General features: G+C 51.8%; 26 protein-coding genes. 12 read left to right on the top strand and 14 right to left on the bottom strand.

The genetic code is table 11. From position 1 onward, the window contains the following. Positions 1–28: 28 nt before the first annotated feature. Positions 29–1,105: a sulfate ABC transporter substrate-binding protein gene (locus tag BJP58_RS23115; protein ID WP_194540736.1), complete on the bottom strand. Its 1,077-nt coding sequence runs from the start codon at positions 1,103–1,105 to the stop codon at positions 29–31. A 359-nt stretch (positions 1,106–1,464) separates the two neighbouring features. Between BJP58_RS23115 and sleB the strand changes: the two genes are divergently transcribed. Beyond that, positions 1,465–2,124, top strand: coding sequence for a spore cortex-lytic enzyme (gene sleB / locus BJP58_RS23110; RefSeq protein ID WP_194540735.1), 660 nt, complete (start codon positions 1,465–1,467; stop codon positions 2,122–2,124). A 189-nt stretch (positions 2,125–2,313) separates the two neighbouring features. Here the strand turns inward: sleB and BJP58_RS23105 are convergent, their stop codons facing one another. Further along, positions 2,314–3,387, bottom strand: a complete 1,074-nt coding sequence (locus BJP58_RS23105) for a lactonase family protein (RefSeq protein WP_194540734.1) — start codon at positions 3,385–3,387, stop codon at positions 2,314–2,316. Positions 3,388–3,623: 236 nt separating this feature from the next. Here BJP58_RS23105 and BJP58_RS23100 point away from each other — a divergent pair, with 236 nt between their 5' ends. From BJP58_RS23100 to BJP58_RS23090, 3 genes are all read left to right on the top strand, one after another. Continuing rightward, positions 3,624–4,784 (top strand): copper amine oxidase N-terminal domain-containing protein, encoded by a 1,161-nt coding sequence (locus tag BJP58_RS23100; protein ID WP_194540733.1) that lies wholly within the window; start codon positions 3,624–3,626, stop codon positions 4,782–4,784. A gap of 227 nt (positions 4,785–5,011) precedes the next feature. Then, complete coding sequence (locus BJP58_RS23095; RefSeq protein WP_194540732.1) at positions 5,012–5,422, top strand: hypothetical protein; 411 nt, start codon at positions 5,012–5,014, stop codon at positions 5,420–5,422. A gap of 229 nt (positions 5,423–5,651) precedes the next feature. Next, positions 5,652–5,834 carry a DUF6199 family natural product biosynthesis protein gene (locus BJP58_RS23090; RefSeq protein WP_113060880.1) on the top strand — a complete coding sequence of 61 codons (183 nt, stop codon included), beginning with the start codon at positions 5,652–5,654 and terminating at the stop codon, positions 5,832–5,834. Between the two features lie 2 nt (positions 5,835–5,836). On the opposite strand, the gene BJP58_RS23085 is transcribed toward BJP58_RS23090, so the two are convergent. The 3 genes from BJP58_RS23085 to BJP58_RS23075 form a co-directional block, all read right to left on the bottom strand. Further along, the gene (locus BJP58_RS23085) at positions 5,837–7,240 is read right to left on the bottom strand and encodes a DUF4179 domain-containing protein (RefSeq protein ID WP_194540731.1); all 1,404 of its coding nucleotides are present in this window, start codon (positions 7,238–7,240) and stop codon (positions 5,837–5,839) included. Continuing rightward, positions 7,233–7,763: a sigma-70 family RNA polymerase sigma factor gene (locus BJP58_RS23080; RefSeq protein ID WP_194540730.1), complete on the bottom strand. Its 531-nt coding sequence runs from the start codon at positions 7,761–7,763 to the stop codon at positions 7,233–7,235. The genes BJP58_RS23085 and BJP58_RS23080 overlap by 8 nt, the downstream gene beginning before the upstream one ends. Positions 7,764–7,902: 139 nt before the next feature. Next, positions 7,903–8,094: a hypothetical protein gene (locus tag BJP58_RS23075; protein WP_071222164.1), complete on the bottom strand. Its 192-nt coding sequence runs from the start codon at positions 8,092–8,094 to the stop codon at positions 7,903–7,905. A 229-nt stretch (positions 8,095–8,323) separates the two neighbouring features. Between BJP58_RS23075 and BJP58_RS23070 the strand changes: the two genes are divergently transcribed. From BJP58_RS23070 to BJP58_RS23060, 3 genes are all read left to right on the top strand, one after another. After that, positions 8,324–9,043 (top strand): MBL fold metallo-hydrolase, encoded by a 720-nt coding sequence (locus tag BJP58_RS23070; protein WP_194540729.1) that lies wholly within the window; start codon positions 8,324–8,326, stop codon positions 9,041–9,043. Beyond that, positions 9,040–9,600: a TetR/AcrR family transcriptional regulator gene (locus BJP58_RS23065; protein ID WP_194540728.1), complete on the top strand. Its 561-nt coding sequence runs from the start codon at positions 9,040–9,042 to the stop codon at positions 9,598–9,600. The genes BJP58_RS23070 and BJP58_RS23065 overlap by 4 nt, the downstream gene beginning before the upstream one ends. A gap of 126 nt (positions 9,601–9,726) precedes the next feature. Beyond that, positions 9,727–10,218 carry a cytochrome c biogenesis protein CcdC gene (locus BJP58_RS23060; protein WP_071222169.1) on the top strand — a complete coding sequence of 164 codons (492 nt, stop codon included), beginning with the start codon at positions 9,727–9,729 and terminating at the stop codon, positions 10,216–10,218. 365 nt (positions 10,219–10,583) lie between these two features. On the opposite strand, the gene BJP58_RS23055 is transcribed toward BJP58_RS23060, so the two are convergent. Next, the gene (locus BJP58_RS23055; protein ID WP_194540727.1) at positions 10,584–11,597 is read right to left on the bottom strand and encodes an NADP-dependent oxidoreductase; all 1,014 of its coding nucleotides are present in this window, start codon (positions 11,595–11,597) and stop codon (positions 10,584–10,586) included. Positions 11,598–11,719: 122 nt separating this feature from the next. Next, entirely contained in the window at positions 11,720–11,980 is a 261-nt protein-coding gene (locus tag BJP58_RS23050) for a metal-sensitive transcriptional regulator (protein WP_071222173.1), read from the bottom strand. A gap of 345 nt (positions 11,981–12,325) precedes the next feature. Between BJP58_RS23050 and BJP58_RS23045 the strand changes: the two genes are divergently transcribed. Beyond that, a complete protein-coding gene (locus tag BJP58_RS23045; RefSeq protein WP_194540726.1) occupies positions 12,326–14,074 on the top strand; it encodes an alpha-glycosidase in 1,749 nt (582 codons plus the stop codon). A 63-nt stretch (positions 14,075–14,137) separates the two neighbouring features. Here BJP58_RS23045 and BJP58_RS23040 read toward each other — a convergent pair whose 3' ends face one another. The 3 genes from BJP58_RS23040 to BJP58_RS23030 all read right to left on the bottom strand — a co-directional run bounded on the left by BJP58_RS23040 (position 14,138) and on the right by BJP58_RS23030 (position 18,421). After that, entirely contained in the window at positions 14,138–15,013 is an 876-nt protein-coding gene (locus BJP58_RS23040; protein WP_194540725.1) for a UbiA-like polyprenyltransferase, read from the bottom strand. 12 nt (positions 15,014–15,025) lie between these two features. Continuing rightward, positions 15,026–16,333: an aspartate aminotransferase family protein gene (locus BJP58_RS23035; protein ID WP_194540724.1), complete on the bottom strand. Its 1,308-nt coding sequence runs from the start codon at positions 16,331–16,333 to the stop codon at positions 15,026–15,028. 108 nt (positions 16,334–16,441) lie between these two features. Continuing rightward, complete coding sequence (locus tag BJP58_RS23030) at positions 16,442–18,421, bottom strand: peptidase U32 family protein (RefSeq protein WP_194540723.1); 1,980 nt, start codon at positions 18,419–18,421, stop codon at positions 16,442–16,444. Positions 18,422–18,661: 240 nt separating this feature from the next. Between BJP58_RS23030 and BJP58_RS23025 the strand changes: the two genes are divergently transcribed. The 4 genes from BJP58_RS23025 (at position 18,662) to BJP58_RS23010 (ending at position 22,645) form a co-directional block, all read left to right on the top strand. Then, positions 18,662–19,246, top strand: coding sequence for a TetR/AcrR family transcriptional regulator (locus BJP58_RS23025; protein ID WP_194540722.1), 585 nt, complete (start codon positions 18,662–18,664; stop codon positions 19,244–19,246). Positions 19,247–19,589: 343 nt separating this feature from the next. Then, the gene (locus tag BJP58_RS23020; RefSeq protein WP_194540721.1) at positions 19,590–20,537 is read left to right on the top strand and encodes a helix-turn-helix domain-containing protein; all 948 of its coding nucleotides are present in this window, start codon (positions 19,590–19,592) and stop codon (positions 20,535–20,537) included. Between the two features lie 151 nt (positions 20,538–20,688). Continuing rightward, positions 20,689–21,771: a Gfo/Idh/MocA family protein gene (locus tag BJP58_RS23015; RefSeq protein ID WP_071222181.1), complete on the top strand. Its 1,083-nt coding sequence runs from the start codon at positions 20,689–20,691 to the stop codon at positions 21,769–21,771. A gap of 34 nt (positions 21,772–21,805) precedes the next feature. Then, positions 21,806–22,645: a Gfo/Idh/MocA family protein gene (locus BJP58_RS23010; RefSeq protein ID WP_194540720.1), complete on the top strand. Its 840-nt coding sequence runs from the start codon at positions 21,806–21,808 to the stop codon at positions 22,643–22,645. A gap of 115 nt (positions 22,646–22,760) precedes the next feature. Here BJP58_RS23010 and BJP58_RS23005 read toward each other — a convergent pair whose 3' ends face one another. The 4 genes from BJP58_RS23005 to BJP58_RS22990 all read right to left on the bottom strand — a co-directional run bounded on the left by BJP58_RS23005 (position 22,761) and on the right by BJP58_RS22990 (position 25,474). Further along, entirely contained in the window at positions 22,761–23,495 is a 735-nt protein-coding gene (locus BJP58_RS23005) for an ABC transporter permease (RefSeq protein WP_194540719.1), read from the bottom strand. Between the two features lies 1 nt (position 23,496). Further along, positions 23,497–24,213 (bottom strand): ABC transporter permease, encoded by a 717-nt coding sequence (locus BJP58_RS23000; RefSeq protein WP_194540718.1) that lies wholly within the window; start codon positions 24,211–24,213, stop codon positions 23,497–23,499. Beyond that, a complete protein-coding gene (locus tag BJP58_RS22995) occupies positions 24,210–25,130 on the bottom strand; it encodes an ABC transporter ATP-binding protein (RefSeq protein ID WP_374198254.1) in 921 nt (306 codons plus the stop codon). The genes BJP58_RS23000 and BJP58_RS22995 overlap by 4 nt, the downstream gene beginning before the upstream one ends. Positions 25,131–25,312: 182 nt before the next feature. Continuing rightward, positions 25,313–25,474 carry a hypothetical protein gene (locus tag BJP58_RS22990; RefSeq protein ID WP_194540717.1) on the bottom strand — a complete coding sequence of 54 codons (162 nt, stop codon included), beginning with the start codon at positions 25,472–25,474 and terminating at the stop codon, positions 25,313–25,315. Between the last annotated feature and the right edge of the window lie 298 nt (positions 25,475–25,772).

Genomic DNA, 25,772 nt, shown 5'->3' with positions numbered 1-25,772 from the left:
CCTTTCCTGCCTTCGGCGGTTATGCCGATCAGCTTCCTGGCACGTAAATCTGATTAAAGATGCCGCCGTCATTGAAATGCTTCGTTTGCGTCTCTTCCCATGTTCCAAACACATCCTTGAGCGTAAACAATTCGATGGCCGGGAATTTCTCCTTGTACTTGTCAGCCACGCTGGCAAGCGTCGGACGGTAGTAATTCTCCGCCGCAATCGTCTGTCCCTCTTCACTGTATAGATATTGCAGGTACGCTTCCGCTACCTCGCGGGTCCCTCGCTTGTCGACGTTCTTATCCACGACGGCAACCGGCGGTTCCGCCAAAATGCTGACCGACGGGTTCACGATTTCGAATTTGTCCGGTCCCAGTTCGTTAATCGAGAGATACGCTTCATTCTCCCAAGCCAGCAGCACATCCCCGATCCCACGTTCTACAAAAGTGGTTGTTGCACCACGTGCGCCGCTGTCCAGCACCGGCACGTGGGTGAACAGCTCTTTCACGAATTCCTGTGCCTTCGCTTCATCGTTATGGTTAACCTTGAGTGCATAGCCCCATGCCGCCAGGTAGTTCCACCGTGCGCCGCCGGAGGTCTGCGGGTTCGGTGTGATAACCTCTACCCCCTCCTTGATCAGATCCGGCCAATCCTTAATGCCTTTCGGGTTGCCTTTGCGGACGAGAAAAACGATCGTCGAGGTGTAAGGCGCACTGTTATGCTCGAACTTGCTCTCCCAGCCCTCATTGATCAATCCGGCCTGACGGATTGCATCGATATCGTATCCGAGGGCCAGTGTCACCACATCCGCCTCCAAACCGTCGATTACCGAGCGGCTTTGCTTGCCTGAACCCCCGTGCGATTGCTTAAATGTTACCTTCTGGCCTTGTTCTTTCTCCCAATGCGCCGCGAATGCTTTATTGTACTGGTCATATAACTCGCGGGTCGGATCGTAAGAAACATTGAGAAGTTCCACGCTCGGCTTGCTTGAACCCGAAGCAGGCGCTTCTCCATTGGCGGTTGCGACTGTCTCTGTTTTCTCTGCACCGCAAGCCGTAAGCGCCGCCGTAAACATCATGGTCAATCCGATGAGAACCCCTTGCTTCAACACCTTTTTCATATGGATCACTCCCCCTGGTATTCTCTACTAAACAGGCCGTATGGCAAAAAAAGACGGAGGAAGGCTCATCAGAACAGAGTCAAGCCGGTTTGCTACCGTGCCTGCTCTTGATCCTTGAGCGTTCCTCCGTCGATACGGTGAGAACAAAATATTATAATTCCTACCTGTTTAGTATGTTATGAAGCTATTGTAATAAGTCCATCCTCTGCTGTCAAACCTTTTTTTCAAATAATTACAAGTTTGGGCCCCCCCGGTCCATAGAACCATTTTTGGCCCGCGAACGCAGTCACAGCGTGGTTTTCCATTTACTGAGGGTTGTATGAACTCGCTTCCATCCTTATAATTCAACCCCAAAGGAGATGATCACCATAAGAAAGCCAACTAGGAAAATAATTTCTGCTCTTTTCCTAAGTATTCTTCTGTTCATGCCTGCATTCGCCCAAACGACGGAGGCAGCTCCGCTGTTAAAGCCGGGCAGTGAAAACGGGGATGTCTGGGAACTTCAATATCGCCTGAAAACGCTGGACTTCTACACGCAGCCGTTGGATGGCAAATATGGCGCAAACACGAAAACAGCTGTTACCCTTTTCCAAAAAGAATACGGTGTGCCAGCCGATGGAGTTACCGGCGCACAAACCTGGAGACAGCTGAAAAAATATACGTTAAATCAATCCGAAATGGATGTCATGGCCAGAGTCATTTACAGTGAAGCCCGCGGTGAGCCTTACAAAGGACAAGTTGCCGTCGGGGCCGTTGTCATGAACCGCATTCAATCCAGCGAATTTCCGATTGATATTCGGGGCGTTGTCTTTCAAAAAGGGGCCTTTACAGCCGTAGACGATGGACAATACTGGCTCCCCCCGAACCGGACCGCCTATTTGGCCGCATTGGATGCCGTTCGCGGCTGGGATCCGACTTTTGAATCCCTTTACTATTTTAATCCCAAAACAGCGACCAGCAAATGGATCTGGTCCAGACCGCAAGTGCTGCAAATCGGCAATCATATCTTTGCGCATTAATTATTCATCGAATGAATCTTTAAACCCATGAATTCCTATGATTTCCTATGACCTTGCTTAGCCTGTTTCCTCTCTTTGCGGAGGTTGAACACCGTGTTCCTTGTTCATTGCTACGGGCGAAGAACACCAAAAAAAGAAGCAGCTCAAGTCCCATTTCCGGATCTTCGGGCTGCTTCTTCTTTATATAAGTTAACGTTTATTCGCCTTTGCCTTCTCTACAGGACAGATACATACCGGGCGCGTAACTTCTAGTGTATAACCCGTAGAGACGAGGTTACCCGTGTCCGGATCGATCCGATAACTTGCGATCAAACCATTGTCCTGATTCGCCGTCAGCAGAAAGCCCTCTGGCAGTATATTGAAGTGGCGCGGCGTTTTACCGCCGGAAGACACCCAGTTGACTGCGCGGAGCGTACCGGTCTCCTGGTCGATCACATATTGAACGATGCTGTCATGGCCCCGGTTGGAGGCGTACAGATAACGGCCGCAAGGAGATACCAGCAGGTGGGCCGATGTGTTGTTATCCAACACTACATCCTCTGGCAGCGTCGATATATGCTGTAATATTTTCAAATCCCCAAATGTCCCATCGTTTGCGTATGCCGTTACCGTGCTGTTCAGTTCGTTCGTGCCATACACCCACTTGCCTGATGGATGAAAGGACACATGCCTTGGGCCCGAGCCTGGCGGAAGACTGATCTCGCGGTGGGTGACCAGCTTGCCTTCCTCCAGCCGATACAGGTTCACATCATCCATGCCCAGGTCACTGACCACGATATACTTGTTGACGGGGTCTTCAAATATCGAATGCGGATGCGCTTCCGATTGACGGTCATCGCGAAGACCGCGTCCGCTGTGCTTGATCTTGGAGACCAGCTCTCCGATCTGACCGTCTTCTTCTAATGCCAGCACCGATATATGTCCATCGCTGTACCCTGTCGTAAGCAGGTAGTTCCCGTCCGATGTCCGGGATACATGACACGCACCGGATGAGCCGGTAGACTGAACATTCAGCAGCGTTAATTCACCGGTTACCAGATTGGCTGAATAAGCCGACACATCGCTTTCGCCCTTCTCACTGGCTGCATACAGTACGGAGATGGAATCATCGAAATCCAGATAGGTAGGGTTTTCAATACCCGCCGTACCGCCTAAGAGACGGAGCTCTCCTGTACCCCGATCCATCGCCCCCCAATGAATGCGATTCTCTTCATCCGAACCGTAGGTTCCTATGTAAAATATCAGTTCCTGTCCTGCTGTCATGTGATCCACTCCTTTGTCTAATGAATGTTCCGGTGACCCGGTCTGATCCTTATTATGTATTACCCATAAGGGCTTCGTGCTTACCGCCTTTTTTCAATTCGAACCGGCAAGCCGCCGCCACGTTGCTCTACCCCTTATTACTCACGAAGAAATCTATTGCTAGCATTGGTTTTATCATGTACGATTACCACAATTACCCCTCTATTCTATCATTCGTTGAAGGAGATGACAGCCAATTGAAGAAAAAAATAAGCCTACTGGCATTCGCTCTTCTGTTCCTGTTCGCCAGCGCGACGCAAGCCGCTCCGGCAAAGATTCAAGGGAATATCCGAGTCTACCTCGATAACCAGGAAATCAAATTTCAGGCAGCCCCTATTATGAAAAATGGAGTTACCTTCGTGCAATTCCGCCCTCTGTTTCAGGCCCTGGATTATAAAGTCAATTGGAACAGCGGAAAGAAACAGGTAACGGGTACATACCTCGATCAGAAGCTGCAGATGACCATCGGGCAGAAGACCGCTTATGTCAATGGCGCAAAAACCACGCTTCAGATCGCCCCATTCACGCAAGGCGGCAACACGCTGGTTCCCCTTCGTTTCGTAGCGGAAGCCACCGGACTGCCCGTGAAGTGGGACTCCAAGTCACGTACCATCAAGATCGACCGGGAGGGTGCAATCGACAACGCCACCGACGAGGTGAAGAAGCTTTATCATACGATTGAAGAAGCTGGTAATGCCAAGAAACTGGATGCTGTCATGAGCGCCTTCCATCCAAAATCTCCTGTTTTTACAGAAATCCAAGAAAATTATCAGAACCAATTCAAGAACGATCTGCATGTATCCGCTGACGTATGGGAAGTAACGGTAGCCGGAACATCGATCCATGCCTACACCAGTGTGACCCTCGACCGCACCAGCGGGCCTTTTGCTTGGGATGCTACGCTCCATTACGAGAATCTCTTGAAGAAGGACGCGTCGGGAGCATGGAAAATCTATGATCTGAGCCATTACGAGACGGAATATCTAGTCGGAGATGAACTGCTGGAAGCTCATCCGGAAGTGCCGGAAGCGGAACAAAAAGCCATAGTTGCGACCATTGACACCCAGTCCAAGGGCTTCAATGATGAGAATGGTCCGCTGCTCATGTCGGTTATTCATCCGGAATCGGCCTTCCACGAGATGTTCCGAACCAGCATTGCGGAAGGCATCTTCGATGAGGTGAATTTCAACCTTAAATCAGTTGAGCTCCGAACGGTCTTCTTCCAAGGGGAAGACGCCGTCGTCTACGCTGAAGAAACCGATGATGCCGACGGTGAAATCATCCATTCGACCTCCCTTTACTGGCTCAAGAAAACCGAAGGCAAATGGCTGATCTATGATGTACTGGAGCTGGAATAGGTCATTGGCATAATGAACTTGTTCGATTTAACCGTGAATTCCCCGGCGAGGGGAGCTCACGGTTTTCTTTTTGTACCCACCGTGTAAAGCCATACGATTGATATTCTTCCTTCCCACCAGCGTCACGATAGACTTTATCGGCAAAGGTTTTACCAAGACGATGGGTCATAGTTACCGACTATTGGGTATAAGTAGATACCTTTCTCTTCGAAGGAGGCATCATCGATATGGAAACGAACTCAGCAATTGAAGTCCAATTTCACTGCCGTCAGTGTCAAGCGGATATCCGGGTTACGTTCAAATCAGAACAGTTCACCACGGTACTCTGCCCGCAGTGCGATTACAGCTATTCACTCATGAGACCAACCATTGGTGAAGAGATCCTGCTGGATTGGGAGAAAGAAGCCGTATTCCAAAAAATCCGCGCAGACCAAACCGAGCATGACAAAATGGAGCTCATGCTCCTCGTCATCAAGGTCGTCGAGCTGCTGACCTGGCGGGATGAGGGGAATGGCCATATCCGGGCCATCGAAACACTTCGTGAGTGGCTGCTGCTCAACGGAGTGCCCAAAGCTCTAATTGAACTCCTGGATGCCAAGGGACACGAAGGCAGCTCCCCTACCACGCACAAGGAATAGCGTCATCAAGCCCTTGTTTCAAGATATAAATACATGAGAAAGGAACCGTTCTCCGGCCTTTATGGTCGGGGGCGGTTCCTTTTTCTAATCCTCATTTCTGGCGCATCACTTTAAATGGAGATGCTCTCCTATTTACACATGTTGGAACTTCATTATTTAACCTTGCGTATTATCGTTAAAGAAAGGAGCTGATTGACCTCTGTTCATCAACTTTATATTAACAGTGTTAATGGGCATCGCATTCATCGCGATTGGGCTATACGCCATCCGAAATCCGCATTCATGGTGGTTTAGAAGAACCAGGGATGATATTGAACTCAGCGATTTGAGAATATGGTATCTAAAATTCGCCGGCAAAGTGGCCATCGCATTCGGCGTTGTGGTTATCCTGATGAGCTTTCAGCATCTTTAAGTTTATTGAATCGGCACCTCGAATGCCTGCTCCATGACACCAGGATAACTGCTTAACGTAAATGTCAGCGGCTGAGGGTAAACCCCGGGCTTAAGGTGAATATACTGCGTAATGAGGCTTACCTCAGAATCCGATGAGGATTGGGACGAGGCACTGAGCCCCCCTGCATCCTCGTTGATCCTATGCTTTTTCCCTTCTCCATCCACAAACTCCGGTTCAATCGACACGCTGCCCATATGCCGGTCAGCCTGTTCTTCGTATTCAACTGTCAGCGTATGCCCCGTGTACTCTCCGAACCGAAGATCGCCGTCCGGTGAACGAATGACCTCCTTCTTATCCGTATCCACCACGAGTTTCATCTTCGAGGGGTCCACTGCCTGGAATCCGCTCGCTTTCAGCGTGATCGATTCCGGCTTCTCCAATATATTGCTGTCGAAGAAGTAAGTCATGTCTCCACCGCCTGCACCGGGCAAAAAGGCGGAATCGCTGTTCAATCTGATCTTCTCGCCGTTAACCACGGCTTCCAAATACACATCCCATAAACCGGATACCTTCATCGTATTGCCGGATGGGATGTTTGCTTTCACGACGATACCGGCAGGAGACAACACGGCTTCTTTCAAATAGAACCGCTGACTCTCAATCTGCAGCATTTTGTTGAGCGGAATCGTGCTAATATACTTCCGGACTGTCTCCATATCAACGGATACGTTAATATCGAGCACCTGCTGGTTCTCTGCCGAGGATTCATAAGCCGTATTTGTCGAATAGGGGGCAATCTTAAAAGATAACGTCAGTTCCTCAGGTATAGCGTGATTCTCAGCCATAAGAATGTACGATCGGGAATGGAACAGCTTGTCGGCGCCGGGCTTAATCTCGTTTCCACCCGACGACCCAATACTATAAGGCAGCGGTTCGCTGGATCCCCGGCGCTTCATCTCCAGCCCCTTTAAATCTGCGGGATTCCTCGCACGGTTTTGGATCGTATAGAACACCTCCATCTGCTGGGAGCCTACAAGTATCCCGTTGACCGTTACCGTATAATCCCCCTTGGTCGCCGATTGATCCACCTGTTGAATCATGCCGTGTTTGTTAGCTGAATTCAGCGTAATATCTTCTCCAAAATCAAACCCGGTCAATGGCGGATACGGCCCTTGAGCCGCCATTTGCTCCTTGGGATTTACCAGCCCTTCGTTCCCGCTCCAGACGACGAACAGCAGCGCAGCCGCAACGGTTACAGCCACGGCAGAGACGGTAGCCATTCGGGCCCGGCTCCGGTGCGTGCGCCGTCCTCTTCGCATCCCGCTTCGCACCGCCGCGTCCAATGCTTCATCGGATACAACCGCTTCGCTGATCTCCGCGTCCCTGTTCATCTCCTTGAGCATTCGCTCTTCCTTCTCAAACATGGAATATGGCACCTCCTGGCTCGATTTTTTGCCGCAGCAGCTTTAATCCTTGATGCAGCCGGGTTTTGACCGTACCCTCCGGAACATCGAGAATATTGGCGATATCGCTGATCGTCATGTCCTGATAGTATTTCAAAATCAGCACATGGCGGTATTTGGGCTTCATCCGGCTGAGCGCACGCTCCAGATCCAGCTTGCTGTCACTGACCATCTCGGCAGCCGTCTCCTGGCTGCGCACTTCTTCAACCGGAACCATGCGTTTTTTTCGTTTCTGCTCATCCACGCAGCAATTAATCAGGATCCGAATGAGCCAAGGGACAAATGCCTCCGGATGCCTCAGCTTCCGGCACTTCACCCAAGCCCTGCACACCGTCTCCTGCAATACCTCCAGTGCGTCACTCTCGTTATGCAAATAACTGTACGCAATTCCATATAGGCGCCTTCGGTGCTCCGTCACGAGTGCATAGAACGCTTCCTCGTCTCCTCTGCATGCAGCAGCCGCAAGCTCATTATGATCTATCATCCGATTACCCTTCCCCTTGTCCGACCTGCCTCGCTTGTTTACATCACTGTATATAAGACTGCAAAGTGATTCAAACGGTTTTTTTATTTTTCGCACAAAAAAAGCCCGCCCGGTTAGGCAGACTTGTACGTATCTTCGATTAACTTCGTTTTCTGCGTCCTTTAAAGAAATAATGGTATCCAAGATAGCCGATGCCGCATAACAGCAGCATAAGCGCAGAAATCCAGATGACAGGAAGCAGATATGGCGTGTGCTGACTGGCTACATACAGAAGTACCGCGGAGAAGGCATACATCACCATCAGAAGTACGATGCGTTTGAAAATATCCATGTCGTCCGCCCCTCACCCTTCATCTCAATAATCTACATTTTTTTCCGTATATCTATCTTTATGGTAACGCAAAACATTGAAAATTGCACTCAAAATTTGGTAAATATATAAAAATTTTAGGGGTGAAATGAGCCTATTCATGAAAATGTTAAAATTTAGGCTTGATAAAACTAATGATATTAGTTATTATACTAATATCATTAGTTTTGAGCGAAAGGGGAATCATATTATGTTACAAACAACGATTGAGCACGTGACTCAAATTTCATTTCTTCCTCGCCTATTCCCGATAAACGTCTATCTTGTAGAAGAGAGCGACGGCATTACGCTGATTGATGCTGGTATGTCATTTTCCCAAAAGGGAATCCTGCAAGCGGCAGCCGCTATAGGTAAGCCCATCACCCGGATCGTGCTGACCCATGCCCACGGCGACCATGTCGGGGCGCTCGACGGGTTAAAGAAAGAGCTTTCGAATGCGTCGGTCTACATCTCGAAGCGTGATGCGCTGCTGTTGAAAGGAAACGCGGAGCTCCAGCCTGGGGAGTTGCAAGCTCCGATTCGCGGAGATATCCCCAAGAACATAACCACCGTTCCGGACGTGCTTCTGGGTGACGGGGATTCCGTTGGTTCGCTCAAGGCGATCGCTACTCCCGGACACACGCCGGGGCATATGGCATTTCTCGATGAGCGCAGCGGTATATTGATTGCCGGCGATGCTTGGCAGACACGGGGCGGATTAGCCGTATCCGGTGTGCTCAAACCCTGGTTTCCCTTCCCTGCCATGGCGACCTGGAGCAAGGAGCTTGCCTTGGAAAGCGCCAAAGTGCTAACCGCACGAAAGCCCTCCGTTCTAGCCGTCGGCCACGGACGGATGCTAAAGAATCCTGTCGCTGCCATGCAGAAGGCCGTTACGCATGCGGAATCTACAATTAGGAGGAATGCAAAATGAGTCCAAGACCCGGAATCGACCGGCTTCAACTGCTTCAAACCGCTGCCGATCTGGCGGATCAGGATGGACTTCATGCCGTGACCTTAGCCGCGCTTGCAGGCAAGCTGGGCGTTCGGTCCCCTTCCCTGTATAACCATGTAGACGGACTGCCGGGTCTTCATGCCGCCCTGATGCTGTATGGCCTCCAGACATTGCATGATCGGCTGCTGAAGGCTGTCGCCGGCCGGTCTGGTGAAGACGCGCTGCGTTATGTATGCCTTACCTATGTCGACTTTGCCAGATCTCACCCCGGATTATACGAAGCCGCATTGCAGCCTCTCCATCCGGAACAACAGGAGGCGCAGCAGGTAGGCAATCAGATTGTCGAGCTTTTGCTCCAAATTTTGGCTCCATACCAGCTCAGTGAGCAGGAGGCGCTGCATGCCGTGCGGACACTTCGCAGCCTGTGCCATGGCTTCTCATCTCTGGAACGCGGGGGTCAATTCGCTATGGATCTGAATGTAGATGAAAGCCTGGATTTCATGATCCGGATTTTCATCGATGGACTCCAACCTTAAAGACGACCGCCGCCAAACCGCGCTGATCCTCCCGCTCCTGCCTGATTTTGCCTGGCATCAGAATGTGCTATAATCAAAAGGCAGCACATTTCATGTCATTTTATTTATGGAAAGAGGTTCTGAATTGTGGTTAATTTCGATTCCCCAATTCTTCAGATAGGCTCTACGATTGCGATGCTGGTTATGGCACTGACCGTTATTTTCATTCGGATGAAAGCGAGCAACCGCCCCGTCACCGTCAAGAAGATCATCATCCCTCCCGTCGCGATGAGCACAGGGTTTCTGATGTTCGTTGAGCCGCAGGTACGCATCCCTATATGGTGGGCGGGAATTGCCTTTCTGGTAGGCTGGTTCATCTTCTCCTATCCACTGATTCGAAGCACCAAATTCGAAAAGGTCGATGGCCAGATCTTCATGCAGAAATCGAAAAGCTTTGTTTACATTCTGCTCGGCCTGCTGGCTGTCCGGCTCCTGCTCCACGGATACATTGAGCAGCATATTTCCATCCCGCAGACCGCGGCGCTGTTCTTCATGCTGGCTTACGGCATGATTGTCCACTGGCGCATCTCGATGTATCGCCAGTATCAGCAATTTACGACACCAGGAGCGGCTATATAGCGGACGTGTTCCATCGTTAACTATATAAGTTGAACTAAACACTCTTAGCCTAAGCATCACTACGAATGCGGATTATTCTTCCGATCGCTGTGGCCCCCAGATTTCTTCGATACATTCATATCATGGTTAAAATCCGGGGGCAACGGCGACCACTTCGTTTCTACACAATAATTCCTCCTTCTCCGTTGAAGTTCTTCTTTTCTTTAGTTCAATCTATATAGTCATTAAACTTAATAAACGCAAAAAAAGAGTGCCGATATTCACGCAAACCGGACGGATTGTACCCGTTCGGCCGTGAAGCTCCCGTGTTGAGGAGTTTCACGAAGTCGTGAATCCGACACTCTTTTGTTATCTATATCAAAAGACTAACTCTGCTCCTCGCTTACCTTCACCAGCTGTTTCCCCAGATTCTGCCCGGAGAAGAGCCCCAGAAACGCCTCAATGGTCTTCTCGAAACCATCGACGATATGTTCGGCGTACTGAATGTTACCATCCCTCAGCCATTCGGCCAGCTCATGCAATGCCTCATTGTACCGACTGGCATAGTCGCCGACCAGGAAGCCCTTCATCAGTGCCGTATTGGTCAACAGCAGGCTCTGAATTCTCGGGCCCGTATCGGGTTTTTCCAGGTTATAGAGTGCGATTTGGCCGCAAATCGGGATCCTTGCATTTTTGTTGATCAGACGCAGCACCGCATCCGAAACCTCACCGCCGACATTGTCAAAATAAACGTCCACCCCATTCGGGCAAGCTTCCGCTAAAGACGATGCCAGATCTTCGGTCTGGTAATTGATCGCTGCATCAAACCCCAGCTTCTCGGTCAGGTACTTGGTTTTCTCGTCAGAACCGGCAATACCGATCACCCGGGTCCCTTTGATCTTGGCAATCTGCCCGACAATCATGCCAACGGCGCCTGCGGCACCCGATATCACGACCGTCTCGCCTTCCTTCGGCTGACCGATATCCAGCAGTCCGAAATAGGCCGTCAAACCGGTCATCCCCAGCACGCCCAAGGCGGTCGATACAGGCGCCAGATCCGGGTTGACCTTACGCAGCGTTCCTGTCCGCACGGCGGCAAAGCGCTGCCAGCCCCATGTTCCTGCAACATAATCGCCTGCCCGATAGGTCGGATCCGTCGATTCCATGACCTGCCCTACTGCGCCTCCAGCGATAACCTGTCCTACTTCGTAGGGTTTCGCATAACTCTTGGCATCGCTCATTCTGCCCCGCATATACGGATCCACCGACAAGTATACGGTCCGTACCAGGACTTCTCCGGCTTGCGGAACGGGCAAAGGCTGCTCCTCCAATATAAAATCCGACTCCTCCGGCATGCCTTGCGGCCTTTTGGCTAGTATAATTTGTTCGTTTACAGACATCTGAGTACCCTCCTTTAAAAAAAACGTCATCCTATCTTTACCCATTTTGTCCGTTTACAAATTTCCTAGCCCTAAGGCTAGCCCCTTAACAAGCGGCGCTCTCGCGTTCGGTGCCTAATCCTTTATCTGCTCTTAACGAGCAAATTAACGGCATCCTGCACAAGCTTCTCCGTATCCTCACCATTCTCTTCGGCCTTCCGTACACAATCCACCAGGTTGGAGCTGACGACAACGCCAATGGTTCGGTCGATCGCCGTACGCGAAGCGGATAGTTGGGTGATGACCTCCCTGCAGTCCTTGTTCTCCTCCATCATCTTCAAGATGCCGCGAAGCTGTCCTTCAATCCGCTTGATCCGGTTTTTCATCTGATCGTCGTATTGCATATGACCGTCCTCCTATAATACGTATCTGTCACTGTCAGGCTTGTCCTTATCCCTATATTATACAACAAATGCCCGCTCTTTCCTTGCGACCTGCACCGCCCGGCGGTATCCGCACGAAAATCCGCACCCTGTCTCCCTCGTTGCAGGCCAGGATCAGCGACTTCGACTTGGGGCTTGAATACGCTCAGAGCGCGTGGTATATTTTTAATCAGCTAATGAATTCATAAGCAACCAGATCCAAACCTCATAATTTAAAGGCAATGTTATCTTACAAAGGTACAACCTCGGCTATTCATAGTCCTGGCTGTGCCTTTTTTAATTTACCTATTTAAGGAGGAATTATCGATGTTCTTGGAAGCCATCTATCACCGTCCGCGCAAAAACTGGTCCTACGCTTATAACGGCACGACCATCCATCTCAGAATCCGCACCAAAAAAGACGACCTTACCGAAGTGTACGCCCTCGCAGGCGACAAGTACCTGTGGGATCAAACGATGGAATATATTCCGATGACCAAGCTGTCCTCGGATGAAATGTTCGATTATTGGGAGTGCGAGGCAACTCCTCCGTACCGCCGTTTGAAATACGGCTTCCTGCTCCAGCAGGGCGACGAGAAGCGCTGGGTGACCGAATATGATTTCCTGACAGAGCCGCCGGCCAATCCGGACCGCCTGTTCGAGTACCCGTTCATCAATCCGGATGACGTTTTCCACCCGCCTGCATGGGTCAAGGACGCGATCTTCTATCAAATCTTCCCGGAACGCTTCGCGAATGGGGATACAAGCAATGACCCGGATGGCACTTTGCCTTGGGGCAGTGCCGAACCGACGCCGAAGAACTTCTTCGGCGGTGACCTTCAGGGGGTTATCGACCATCTTGACCATTTAAGCGAGCTCGGCGTCAACGCGATTTACTTTACGCCGCTGTTTACGGCAACAACAAACCATAAATACGATACTGAAGACTATATGGAAATCGATCCGCAGTTCGGCGACAAGGACACGCTGAAGAAACTGGTCGATCTATGCCACGCGCGCGGAATCCGCGTCTTGCTGGATGCGGTCTTCAATCATTCCGGCAGAACGTTTGCCCCATTCGTTGACGTGCAGAAGAACGGTTTGAACTCCAAATATAAGGATTGGTTCTACGTTCGCTCCCTGCCGCTGGAAGTGGTGGATGGCATTCCGACTTACGATACCTTTGCTTTCGAGCCGCTGATGCCAAAGCTGAACACGGAGAATCCGGAAGTCCGAGCTTACCTGCTCAAGGCTGCCGAGTACTGGATCAAGGAAACGGGCATCGACGGCTGGCGCTTGGATGTAGCCAACGAGGTGGGACACAGCTTCTGGCGCGAATTCCGTCAAGTCGTGAAAAAAGCCAACCCGGATGCTTACATCCTTGGCGAAGTGTGGCATGAATCCTCCATCTGGCTGGAAGGCGACCAGTTTGACGCCGTCATGAACTACCCGTTCACGAATGCCGTACTGGATTTCTTCATCAACCGTACCGCCGATGCCGAGAAGTTCTCGTTCATGCTCGGCAAGCAGCTTGCCGGCTATCCGAGACAAGCCAGCGAAGTGATGTTCAATCTGCTGGACAGCCATGACACCGCAAGACTGTTAACGCAGGCGAACGGCGACAAACGCCTGATGAAACTGGCCGCGATGTTCCAGTTCACGTACTTCGGCACGCCTTGCATCTATTACGGCGACGAAATCGGCATGGACGGCGGACACGATCCGGGCTGCCGCAAATGCATGGAATGGGACGAGTCCAAGCATGACAAGGACCTGTTCCATTTCTACCAAACGCTCATTAAGCTCCGCAAAGAGCATTCCGCTCTCCGCACGGGAACCTTCAAATTTTTGAAGGCCGAGAAGAACGGCGGCAAAATCGCTTACCTGCGCGAGGACGACAACGAAACGATCCTCATTGCCGTCAACAACGACAAGGCGGGCAACACGATAACCGTCCCTGTGCAGGACCAGCAATGGACGAACCTGTGGAACGGCGAAGGCCTCAGCGCGAAGCAAGGCCAGCTGACCGTGAAGCTGCCTGCTTACGGCTTTGCGATCTTGAAAGCCGGGCAATAAAATCAAACTCCCTTTGAATGCCATATGGCCCGAGTAGTGGGCCGGCAGTCGAAGGGAGTTTTTTTATCCGAGCACAAATTGGTCGGCCAAGGTAAAGAGCAGAATCGTCAAGCTAATGACCTGATTCAGGTTGTAGGAGGCAAGGTGCATCCGCCTGCGGCTGGAAGGCTTGATGATGCGATGCTCCACGGCAAGCAGTATCACCGAAACGGCAATTCCCGCCAAGTAGAGCCAGCCTAAGCCTTGGATAAAGTAAAGGGAAACCAGCAGGATGATCATAATCCCGTGCAGCATTCTGGAAATGAGCAGTCCGCCCTCTAACCCAAACGCGCGGGGAATGCTCCACAAGCCGGTGCTCCGGTCGAATTCGATATCCTGCGTGGCATAGATGATATCAAAGCCTGCAATCCACAGCATGACGACGGTACCGATGATAAACGGAATGAATGCGAATTGCCCCGTTACGGCAAACCATGCCCCGATCGGAGCCGAAGCGATCGTAAAGCCCAGATACAGATGGCACAGCCAGGTGAAGCGCTTCGTGTACGAGTACGTGCAAATCAGCACGATCGCTGCCGGAGAGAGTCCCAGGCAGAGCGGGTTCAGCATCCCCGCCGCGAGAATAAAGATGGCGAAGTTAACGGCCACAAATACGTACACCTCGCGAGGCAGCAGGAGTTTTCTTGGCATATGGCGAGTCGCCGTCCGCGGGTTAGCGGCATCAAACTTCAAATCGGCGATGCGGTTGAAGGCATTGGCTCCATTGCGTGCGGCTACCAGCGCAATCAACGACCACAGCATGACATGCCATGACGGTACGCCGTCCGCGGCCCAGATCATGGAAATGATGGCGAAGGGCAGCGAGAACAGCGTGTGGGAGAACATCACCAGTTCTCCGAACATTTTGGTCTTATGAACGACTTTATACATCATCTGCATCCGAATCCAACCTCATTCGTTTACGAATTGGGATAACCCAGCCAGCACCTTGTCCAGCGCACTGAGCATGGCCTCGATATCTTCCTCCGGAATCATCATGGCCGGCTGGAAAGCCAGCACGTTTCGGCCCACCCCATTTTTGCCGATAATAAATCCTTCTTCCTTCATGCGCTCCAGAATGATATCCGTCCATGCTGCGCTTTCCTCTTCGGTCGCTCCACGGATTTCGGCCCCCGCCATAAAGCCCTTGCCTCGGACATCGGCGATTATCTTATATCGGCCTTGCAGCTCCCCCAAACCTTCGATGAGCCGCCCGCCAACGCGCCGGGAACGCTCAACCAGGCCCTGCTGTTCGATGTAATCCAAGACGGCAAGCGCCGTGACGGATGATACCGGGTTGCCGCCAAAGGTCGAGGCGGAAGGCCGATCCAGACTGGCGGCAATCTCGTCCGTCGTGGAAAAGGCGCCGATCGGCACGCCATTGCCTAGTGCCTTGGCCATGGTAAGAATATCAGGCACGATGCCGTAATGCTCGATCGCGAACATGCGTCCCGTGCGGCCGCAGCCCGTCTGAACTTCGTCGGCAATCAGGAGAATGCCATGCTCCTCCAGTATCGTCTTCAGCTCACGGAAATACCAATCCGGCGGCACGATCATTCCCCCGTTGCCTTGGATCGGCTCCACGATCATGGCGGCGAAGGTGTCTCCCTTCGCAGCGAGCACACTCGCCAACGCATCCAGGGAACGGCGAGCGGCAGCATCCTGATCCATGGCAGGATCATAGGGACGAGGAATAAACGTAGCCACCTCCTGGTCCAGGAAATCATCGGCACGCCACATCGGGATGCCGGTCACATTCATGGTCAGGAAGGTGCGGCCATGAAGGCCGTAATCCAGCGCCAGAAAGTGGCGGCGTTTCGTGTGCAGACGGGCGACAAGCAGCGCGCCTTCATTCGCTTCGGAGCCGCTGTTTACGAAGAACGTTCGCTTTAAGTTGCCAGGCAAAACGCCGTTTGCCAACCGCTCCGCCAGATCTGCCATCGGCTGGGTAAGGTAAATGGTTGACGTATGCTGCAGCGTCTGCAGCTGTTCGATCGTTCTTGCCGTAATGGCTTCATTGCAGTGGCCGCAGGCGACAACCGACACTCCCGTAAAGAAGTCGACATACGCTTTGCCATCATGCCCGTAAAGTTTATGCATCTTGCCGCTGATGATCTGGGGCGGCTCTTTATAGAAATTGGCCGTGCAAGGGTAGCCGTATTCCCGACGCTTTGTCACGATAGCTTCCGGACCCATATACGTCTGATCTGCATGCGTCATGGATATTCACCTCTTTGAATTGTTCTCTTGTTCCCCATGTTCCGGGAAAATACGTCAAACGAATGACTTATGTCGGGTTAATCCTCATACTCCGTCTCGAAGCTCAACTCATACTTCCGTCAGCTCAAGCTGCATGGCATGGCCGAATTGGAGCGAACCCAGTGTATAACCGGCATAGATCGGTGTCATGTCTTGATACAGCCTGCCGCAGGAGTCCAGGTTCAGGGCAGCTTGACGATATATCCGCACCAGGCCGCGAAGCTGCTCCGTCGTATACGTCTTCCCTTCAATGCGGAAGTGATTCACGCCCGCTTCGTGCAGCTCCTTCAAGAACGGCATGAAGCAAAGCTCTTTTGCCAGTGCCAAGTGGTTACGCCCTGCGGCATCCCGGTATACAGGGTTCTCCCCTTTATCCGTAAGCAGTACGAGATGTCGGTTATCCACGAACCGGTTATCCTCTTCAGCTATGGGCTCAAACTCTGCCGCATTGGCGTACAGGTCATGCTCCAGATACATGACGATGGGCGATCCGTGGACGATGACCTCGAGGGGAATCTCCGGATGACGCAGCAATTTCGTCAAATCATGGAGCTGAAGCTCAAGGGACGGAATGACTCTGGATATGCCAAAATGCTTCTGATAAAACGAAGCCGCCATATGGTTGTATATATTCAGGCTGAAATCGGCAATCATCGGCAGCCCTAGAGATTGAAACTTGTGCATGGCACCGATGTTGGAGGCAAGCAGGCCATCCAGGCCATAAAACTTATGCTGTTTCCCCTCGGCGAGGAAATGATGGTACTGCTCCATATGCAGCTCATTCATCATGCGCGGCATGCCAAGAATCATTTCGGCATTCCCTTTATCCGCCGTCAAAGCTTCGATATCCTCACGACCGAAAGGGCGATCCGGCTGGAACACGTCGCCTGTCAGATAGATGACGTCCGCGCCTTCTTCTATTGCCGCTCGGGCCTGCTCCACCGAGTTGACATGCACCGTAATTTGCGGAATCGACGTGCAAGGCTGCTCCCGCTTCGCATGACGAAGCGACTCCTTCACCTGAAGCACCCGCTCCTCCTTCATCTCGCGTTCCGCGGTAGGCGTGCTGAACACCTTCCCCGAACTGTAAAACTTGCCTGTTCCTTCATAACGGCGATTGATGAACGCTAGTCCCGGCTTGCCAAAGGCATAAGCGGTCGTGAAATCGCGCTTCCGGTTTTTATGCAGCGTATCCGCCCCGTCTTCGCGGTTAAAGCCCAGCGGATCCGTAATGTAACGATCTATGGCATCTCCGTAAGAATTAACGACCATCAGCAGAAATTCGATGTCTCTCATGCGTCCTTCTATTTTAAAGCTGGTAATCCCAGACTTGACCAGCTCCGGAATATGCTCGTACATATACATATCTTTCGCCGCAAGCGGGTACTCGGTAGGATAGAGGTAGCCGTCTTTTTTCACCCGATAATCCCAGCGGCAGGGCTTCATGCATCGTCCCCGGTTGGAGCTGTTGCCGAACAGCATGGAGCTGTACAGGCAGTTAGCGCCGTGAACGGTGCACATATCACCGTGCACAAAATACTCGAACTCCATTCCGCTCCTAGTGTGCAGCACCTCCGCCGTCTTCAGGTCCATCTCCCGGGAAGCCACGATGCGGGAAACGCCCAATGCTTTGACGGCTTCAATCATCTCCAGATTGTGCACATTCATCATGACCGAGGAGTGAACCGGAATATTGGTATAGTTCATCTCCTGAATCAGAGGAAATACGGCCAGATCCTGCGCGATAATGGCATCCGGGCCAATCTCGTTCAAAAAGGCGAAATAACGCTTCGCTTCCTCCAGATCCTCCTCATCCATCAGATTGTTCACTGTAATGTAAGCACGTTTACCGCGCTCATGGGCCAAATGGACGGCTTCTTTGACTTCCTCATAACTTAAGTTATAGCCCTTGCGCATCATGCGCATGTTCAAGGATGGTCCCCCGAAATATACGGCATCGCAGTTTGCGTCAATGACGGTTTTGAATATCTCGAATGTTCCGGCAGGAGCTAACAGTTCCACTTCTTTACCGTTAAAATAACGAGCCATCGTCCGTTCCTCCTCATCCGCAAAGTTGTTTTTTTCGATTGTAACATAATTCACAATCATTATTAGTGAATTAATTCACAGAAAAAAACACAATGCTCTTCATTCTCCGAGAAGCAACTTAAGATCCGCTTCTGTTTTAATATTGACCCATCATTCATTCAATACTAAAATAAATCTCATCAAGTTCTGTAAATGATTGAAGATTGATTAGGTATTCTTTCGTGAAGGAATGAAGATTTTATGCCACGCTCACCCAGCGAGAACGAACGCATACGCCAGATGGCGAAAGAGAAAATTTTAGAAGCCGCCATGGATTTGTTTATCCATCAGGGCTACCATGCCACTTCCATTAGTGATGTAGCCAAGCAAGCCGGCATTTCCAAAGGGCTGCTCTATAACTATTTTCCAGGCAAGGAAGGACTGCTTGCCGCTATGGTCGAGGAGCGAATCGCAGGCGTTGCCGAAGTCATAGAGAATGCAGCTTCGCTCCAAGCACCCGCAGATCAGCTGAAATATATTTTGGAGCAAGCCATCGACAACGTCGATCGGCAGCCGGAAGTATTCCGTTTTTACTTGCATCTTCAAACCCAGCCCGAAGCGGATCAAGAGCTGTTTCCCTACAGCAAGCGTCTTGTGGAAGAGGCTGCACGGCAATTTGAGATTCAGTGCCGCATATTCGAAAGCCTCGGGGTTCCCGAGCCTCGCAAGCGCTCCTTGTACTTTTCTTCTACCCTGCAGGGCATCATGCTGATGATATCCACCTATCCCCAGCACTTCCCCATTGAAGAAGTGAAGGAGCAGATGCTGAAGGAGTTTTGCCCGTAACGAAAAAAGAGCCGAGGTTTACCTGTGTTTCAGGTTTCCTCGGCTCTTTGCTGTACGAAAATTGATCTTCGCACGCTTAAAGGGGATTTGATCTTTAGTTATTTTGAATTACGCCTTCAACGGGAACCAGCACATGGAAGGTCCCACTTTCTAGATCATGACCCTCGCCGAGCCAAAAAAATACACTTGTTTACCTCTTCATAAAGGGCATCCTCATCACATTGATCATTGGACATAATGCGCATGAACAGCTAACTTTTTCAACTTTTTCTCTTCCTTCATGTCCTTAATCAGTTATGCTATGAATAACAGGATCGAAACGTACGTGAGGAGGAAAAAAACGATGGCTATTCACTGGCTGGAACCGGATATCGCCGAATGCACCCGAAGAGGAATCGCCTACTTTACGTCGGAGCTGGAGATGGCGAATGGCCTGCCCTGCAAAATGTACCGCATTACCGAAAAGTTCGGGAGCTTATCCGATCATATGCATGACTATCTTCAAATCTGGTATGTCAGCAAAGGCGAATTCATCCATACGCTCTATGGTCAAAAATACCGGATGGTCCAAGGCAATATATTCGTGCTCCCTCCTTACAGCGTCCATCGCGTGGAGATGGTCCCCGGGAAAGAACTGGAGGTGCTGGGGTGCGAATTCATGCCGGCCTTCATTAACGAGCGATTGGAGGGAATGCCGGCTAAGCCGCAGCTGTTCGACCTTTCCTTTATCAAGCCTTTTGTCACGACCGAAGACCGTGTCCCGCTCAAAATCACCTTAACCGGCGGCAGCGACCTCGCCGTAAAGGAGCTCCTGACCGAAATGCTGAACGAGTTCGGAGGCCGCGGCCCATTCTTCGATATTCTGCTGAAGGCCAATCTGCTGAAGCTGCTGGCCATCGTGAACCGCGAGCATGCCGAGCAAGGCAAGCATACAGCGGTAACCGCCGGCAGCGCCCCGTACCGTGAGCCCATTATGGAATCCGTACAATATATTCACGACCATTACGACCAGCCTCTATGGCTGGAGGATCTCTGTGCGCGGACGATGATGTCCCGAACGAACTTTTGCCGACGGTTCAAGGAAGTGACCGGCTGGACCTTCAGCCAGTACTTGGCCAACTATCGGATACGGATGGCCATGCGGCTGCTGACGGAGCCCGAGCTCACGGTAACCGATGTATGCTTCAAGGTCGGGTTTAACGAGCTTCCCTACTTCTGCCGCACTTTCAAGAAATATACGGGAACGACTCCTGCCTACTACAAAAAGAACGCTTTTAAAACCGTGGACTAACACCCCCGGTACGATAATCCAATAAATAAACACGATAGTGAAATCGATCGGTTCGTTCACATGCTATACTCGTGGCAAGCAATAACGAAGAATCAAGCGACAGGCTTATGTTTTCACAGCATCATCAATCCACGATTTTGGAGGAGAACCGATGAACAAAATTACAATTGCCGTGATTGGCTGCGGCACGATTGCAAACAGCGCCCATATTCCCGCCTACATGGCCAACGAAGATGCCGAGATCAAATATTTCTGCGATATCGTGAAGGATCGGGCCGATGCCGCCGTCGCCAAATACGAATGCGGCCAAGCCATCGAAGATTACAACCAGATCCTGAACGACCCTGAGGTCGACGCGGTATCGATCTGTACGCCAAATGACGTTCATGCTTCCATCGCCATCGATTGCTTGCGGGCAGGTAAGCATGTATTATGCGAAAAACCGGCAGCCCGCACCTACGCGGAAGCGCTGGAAATGCAGAAGGTTCAGCACGAAACGGGCAAAACGCTCAATATCGGGGTGGTCAACCGTTACAATGAAAGCGTAAACAGAATCAGAAAAATGATCCAAAACGGCGATCTCGGCGAGCTGTATCACGTATATGCCAGCTTCCGTTCCCACCGCTCGATCCCGGGACTCGGCGGCGCCTTCACGACCAAAGCCATTGCCGGCGGCGGCGCGCTGATCGATTGGGGCGTTCACTTCCTTGATGTCGTGATGTACTGTACGGGCGATCCCAAGCCGAAGACCGTCTCCGGCCAGGCTTACTGCAAGCTGGGCAAAGACATGGAGAATTACACCTTCCTCAAAATGTGGGCAGGTCCGCCGAAATATGACGGCACGTATGACGTCGACGATTTTGTCACGGCTCTCGTCCGCACCGAAGGTCCGACCATTTCCTTGAACGGCGCATGGGCGCAAAATATCGGCGCCGAAGAAATGTTCATCGACTTCCTCGGCGACAAAGGCGGCATCCGGCTGAAATACGGCGCGGACTTCACCTTCTACACAACGGAGGACGGCGCATTGATTGAAACCACGCCGAAATTCAATCTTGGCAGCATGTTCCAAAATGAGATCGACGGGTTCATCCGCTGCATTCAAACCGGGGAGAAGCAGCCTTCGCATATCGATACGGTCATCCTCTCCTCCCAGATCATCCAGGCGATTTACGACTCGTCCGACCAAGGCGCGGAGGTTTCGCTGCAGCCCGTTGCCCAGAACAGCCTATAACCTATAGTTCGAACGCCAGGGAGGCCCTTTTATCATGAAAAAAATCGGATTCATCGACCTGCATCTGGACCAATTCCACGCGAATAAATATCCCGGTTGGATTGAACAGGCATCGGAACATGCCATGAAGGTCGTATACGCCTACGGCAAGAGAGACAAAGAGAACGGGCTCACGAACGCTGCCTGGAGCCAGGAGTTTGGCATTGAGCTGCTGCCCACAATCGAAGAGGTGGTGGAGCGCAGTGATTACCTGATCGTGCTGTCCCCGGATAACCCGGAATTCCATGAGGAGCTGTCCCAGCTGCCGCTGCAATCCGGTAAGCCGACCTATATCGATAAAACGTTCGCGCCTGACCGCGAAACGGCTATCCGCCTGTTCGACCTGGCGGCAAAGCATGGAACGCCGATGTATTCGACGTCCGCCCTGCGTTTTGCCAGCGAATACCGTGAGCTGGACCGAAGCGATATCCAAACGATCAGCAGCTGGGGGCCGGGTGCCTTCGCCAATTATTCGATCCATCAAATCGAGCCGATCGTCAGCCTGATGGGGGCCAGCCCGAAGCGGGTGATGTATATCGGCACGCCTGACTCCCCTGCCCTGCTGATCGATTTCGGGAACGGACGGCAGGCCACCGTAAATCATCTTGGCGATAATTGTCCATTTACCTTAGGCCTTAAGAATGGCGACGGGGGCTTCAAGCAGGTCACCGCCCATTCGAATTTTTTCAACTTGTTCATCGAGAATCTGGTGAATTTCTTCGAAACGGGCAAGCCTGCCGTCAACCCGGCAGAAACGGTCGCCGTCATCACGATTATCGAGTATGGATTGAAGGCCGCTGACACCCCTTATGTGTGGTTGGATTTGCCTCAATAGCGAAACCAAGGGTTCGTTACACATTAGCAAAATAAAAAAGAGCTGCTCCGTAGGCCAAAAAGACCCGGGGCAGCTCTTTGTCATGATTCAACCGATTTTTTCCGGTTCTGAATGCTTACACTTCTTTCCGCTGAAAATAGATAAAGCCTGCAAGAAAGAACAGTAGAAACCCGCCAACCACGACGGTCATGAGGCTTTCGAACGGCAGGTTGAATGCGCCGAAATCGGCTTGACCCTCCGGCATCATCGCCAGAAACGGCTGCGTCCAAGGATAGTAAGGGGCATACGTCTGCGAGTTGGCCACCAGCATGTTCGGTATGGTAAAAACGACGTTCAATGCCAGCGGAGCGGCAAAGCTGCTCCAGGCTGTGGAGACTCCAAGCTGCAGCGCGGCCAGCGGCAAGCAAGCAACCCAACCGCCAAGCAGGCTGCGCAGCAGCATTTCCCACGGTATCGGGGCATCCACCTTGTGGATCAAACCGGCTCCCAGCAGAGCTCCCATGAACAGTAACTGGACGACGGCCAGCAGCATGGCTACCACCGAGAACTTCGCAAAATAGACGGTGCCGCGTGAAACCGGCAGGACAAGCAGCTGCTTCCATCCCCCGCCCGAATGCTCATACCGACACACCATGGCACTAAAAATCCCCGTCAGAATCGGGAGCAGCAGCATCGCATGCAGAATGATCATAATGCTGATCAAGTACTCCCATGGCGCAAGCTCCTCAGGCTTTCCATTTAATATGCCCAGCAGCATGACCAGGATCGCACACAAGAAGATTTGCGGCCATAGCTTCGATTTCGACAGTTTTAGCCACTCTGCGGACACCGCTCTTCTATAGGATGTCATCTTAGTCCACATCCTTTCGGTTAAAATGAATCAGGCCAACGCACGTTATGACCGCGCCCAGCAGCAAACCCGCTCCGATGACCTTGACTTCTCCCGGCCCCATATAAGCCAGCAGCGGCCACTTTAGCGGCATCCAATCGGGGAATTGCAGGGCAAACATCGACACCACAGAGGCGGTAATCCCGATCCCAACCGCAATCCCCTGGTTCTTAAGCGTCAAAGACATCCACAGCTGAAAAGCCAGCATGGGAAGCGCCGCAAATAGCTGTACAAAGCCAATGCGCAGCAGATCCATATAAGGCATTTGCTCCGCCCCCATCCCCAGTATGATGCCGAGCACGGCGGTACTGATCGACAGAAGGAGACAGGATACGCAGAGAATGAGGAAGGCCTGTACGAACTTGGCACTGAATACCGCTGTTCTGGAAATAGGCAATGCCAGCAGCTGTTTCCACGAGCTCAGCTGATGCTCCACGTTGGCCATCAGCGAGCAGACCAGCGTGATCCCAAGAAAGAGGGCAATCGGTACATAAAACAGCACGTTCTCGAGCAGCCCGCCCCAAGGATCTGCCGCGTAGGATTTCATCAGGTAATCATAGCGAAGTCCGAAGTTCAGCCCTTGCATCGCTGCCAGCCCGATGGGACCGAGCGCAGCGAGAAACCAAATGCCCTTGCCCCGGATCTTCAGCCAATCGGCGGAAAGCGCACGGAACATCATACCCGGCTTCCCTCCCCTACGATCTGCATGAAAATATCCTCGAGCGACCTCCGCTGCTCTTCCACCCGGTACACCGCGTGCTGATTCTCCACGAGCCGCTTCACGAGCAGCGCAATCTTCGCGTCCTGCATGCTTTCCAGCTCCAGCATCTGATTACGCAGGACTCCTTCGCAGCCCAGGTCCAGCGCCAAGCCGAGTGCTAACTCCGGCTCGGACACCGACAGACGGAAACCGCTGGAAGCCGTGGATACCAGATTGTCGATCGTATCCTGGAACACCATCCTTCCTTCACGGATAATGCCGACTTTGTCCGCCATCTGCTCGACCTCGCCCAGCAGGTGACTGGATACCAGCACGGTAATGCCGTATTGGCGCGGCATATTCTTGATCAGCTCCCGGATTTCATGTATGCCGGACGGATCCAGGCCGTTGGTCGGCTCATCCAGAATGAGCAGCTCCGGATTGTTCAGCAGGGCAGCTGCGATGCCAAGACGCTGCTTCATCCCAAGCGAGTATCCCTTGACCGGGCGCTTGGCCTCCTTCGTCAAGGAGACGATCTCCAGCACTTCCGCGATGCGGGACTTCGGCCCGCCGGTGATCCGGCGAATCGCTTCCAGATTCTCAACGGCCGTCAAATGGCCGTAATACGAAGGATACTCCACGAGTGATCCGGTCCGGCGCAAAATGTCCATTTTTTCACTTTTCAAATCCTTGCCGAACAAATGAATCGCGCCGCGCGTCGGTTGAATGAGTCCGAGCAGCATGCGGATGGTCGTTGTTTTCCCGGCGCCGTTCGGTCCAAGGAAGCCATAAATGTCGCCGCGTGCGATCTCCAGGTTCAAATCTACGACTGCTGCGCGCTTTTTGTATATTTTATATAAGCCTTTCGTTTGAATGACGAGTTCCGTCACGTTCATCACCTCAGGTAATATCCTACCTGTCCAAGGTTAAATGCCGGTCGGCCCCAAGTTTAAATTTTCTTTAAAAAAGCTGGCAGCCTATCCAAACGGTTTCGAAGTGTCTGCCACCATCGTGGGAATTTTCGTGGATCTCTGTCGCTGGAGCTTCTGTGCAGATAGGAATGACTTCGTGAAAAGAGCTAGAGCAGCTTCGCGCAGCTAAGGCCGCTCCGGTGCCGGATCGTTCTTCCGATCGCTGTTAAATCCAGGAAACTGTAATTTGCCCAAGGGTGGTTTCCCGGATTTAAAGGCGACCGCTTCGCTTCTCCAGCAACGATTCCGTCCCCTCCGCTGGTGTACACGTGGAAAGTTCATAGTAAAAACCAGACGCACCGTAACCAAAAATGCCTACCCCGTCACTTTTTAAATCACATAGGTTGACTGCCATTCCAAGAACACCCCGAAACACGCACGCTTATGTATATTCCGCAACCAAAAAAGGAACCGGCAATTTCCGGTTCCTTCTCGTATCCGACGGTTCGAAATAACTTTCTAAAAACTACTTGGGTGGTTTAAATCCTTCACATACTAGCCTTACTGCTCGTAACTGAGGTAGGTTACTTGAATTGCATATAACTCCCGCTAGAAACGATCTCGCTC

Source organism: Paenibacillus sp. JZ16, assembly GCF_015326965.1.
Taxonomy (GTDB): domain Bacteria; phylum Bacillota; class Bacilli; order Paenibacillales; family Paenibacillaceae; genus Paenibacillus_AQ.
Note: the sequence above shows the minus strand (reverse complement) of the source record. Positions and strands in the feature narration are given on the sequence as shown.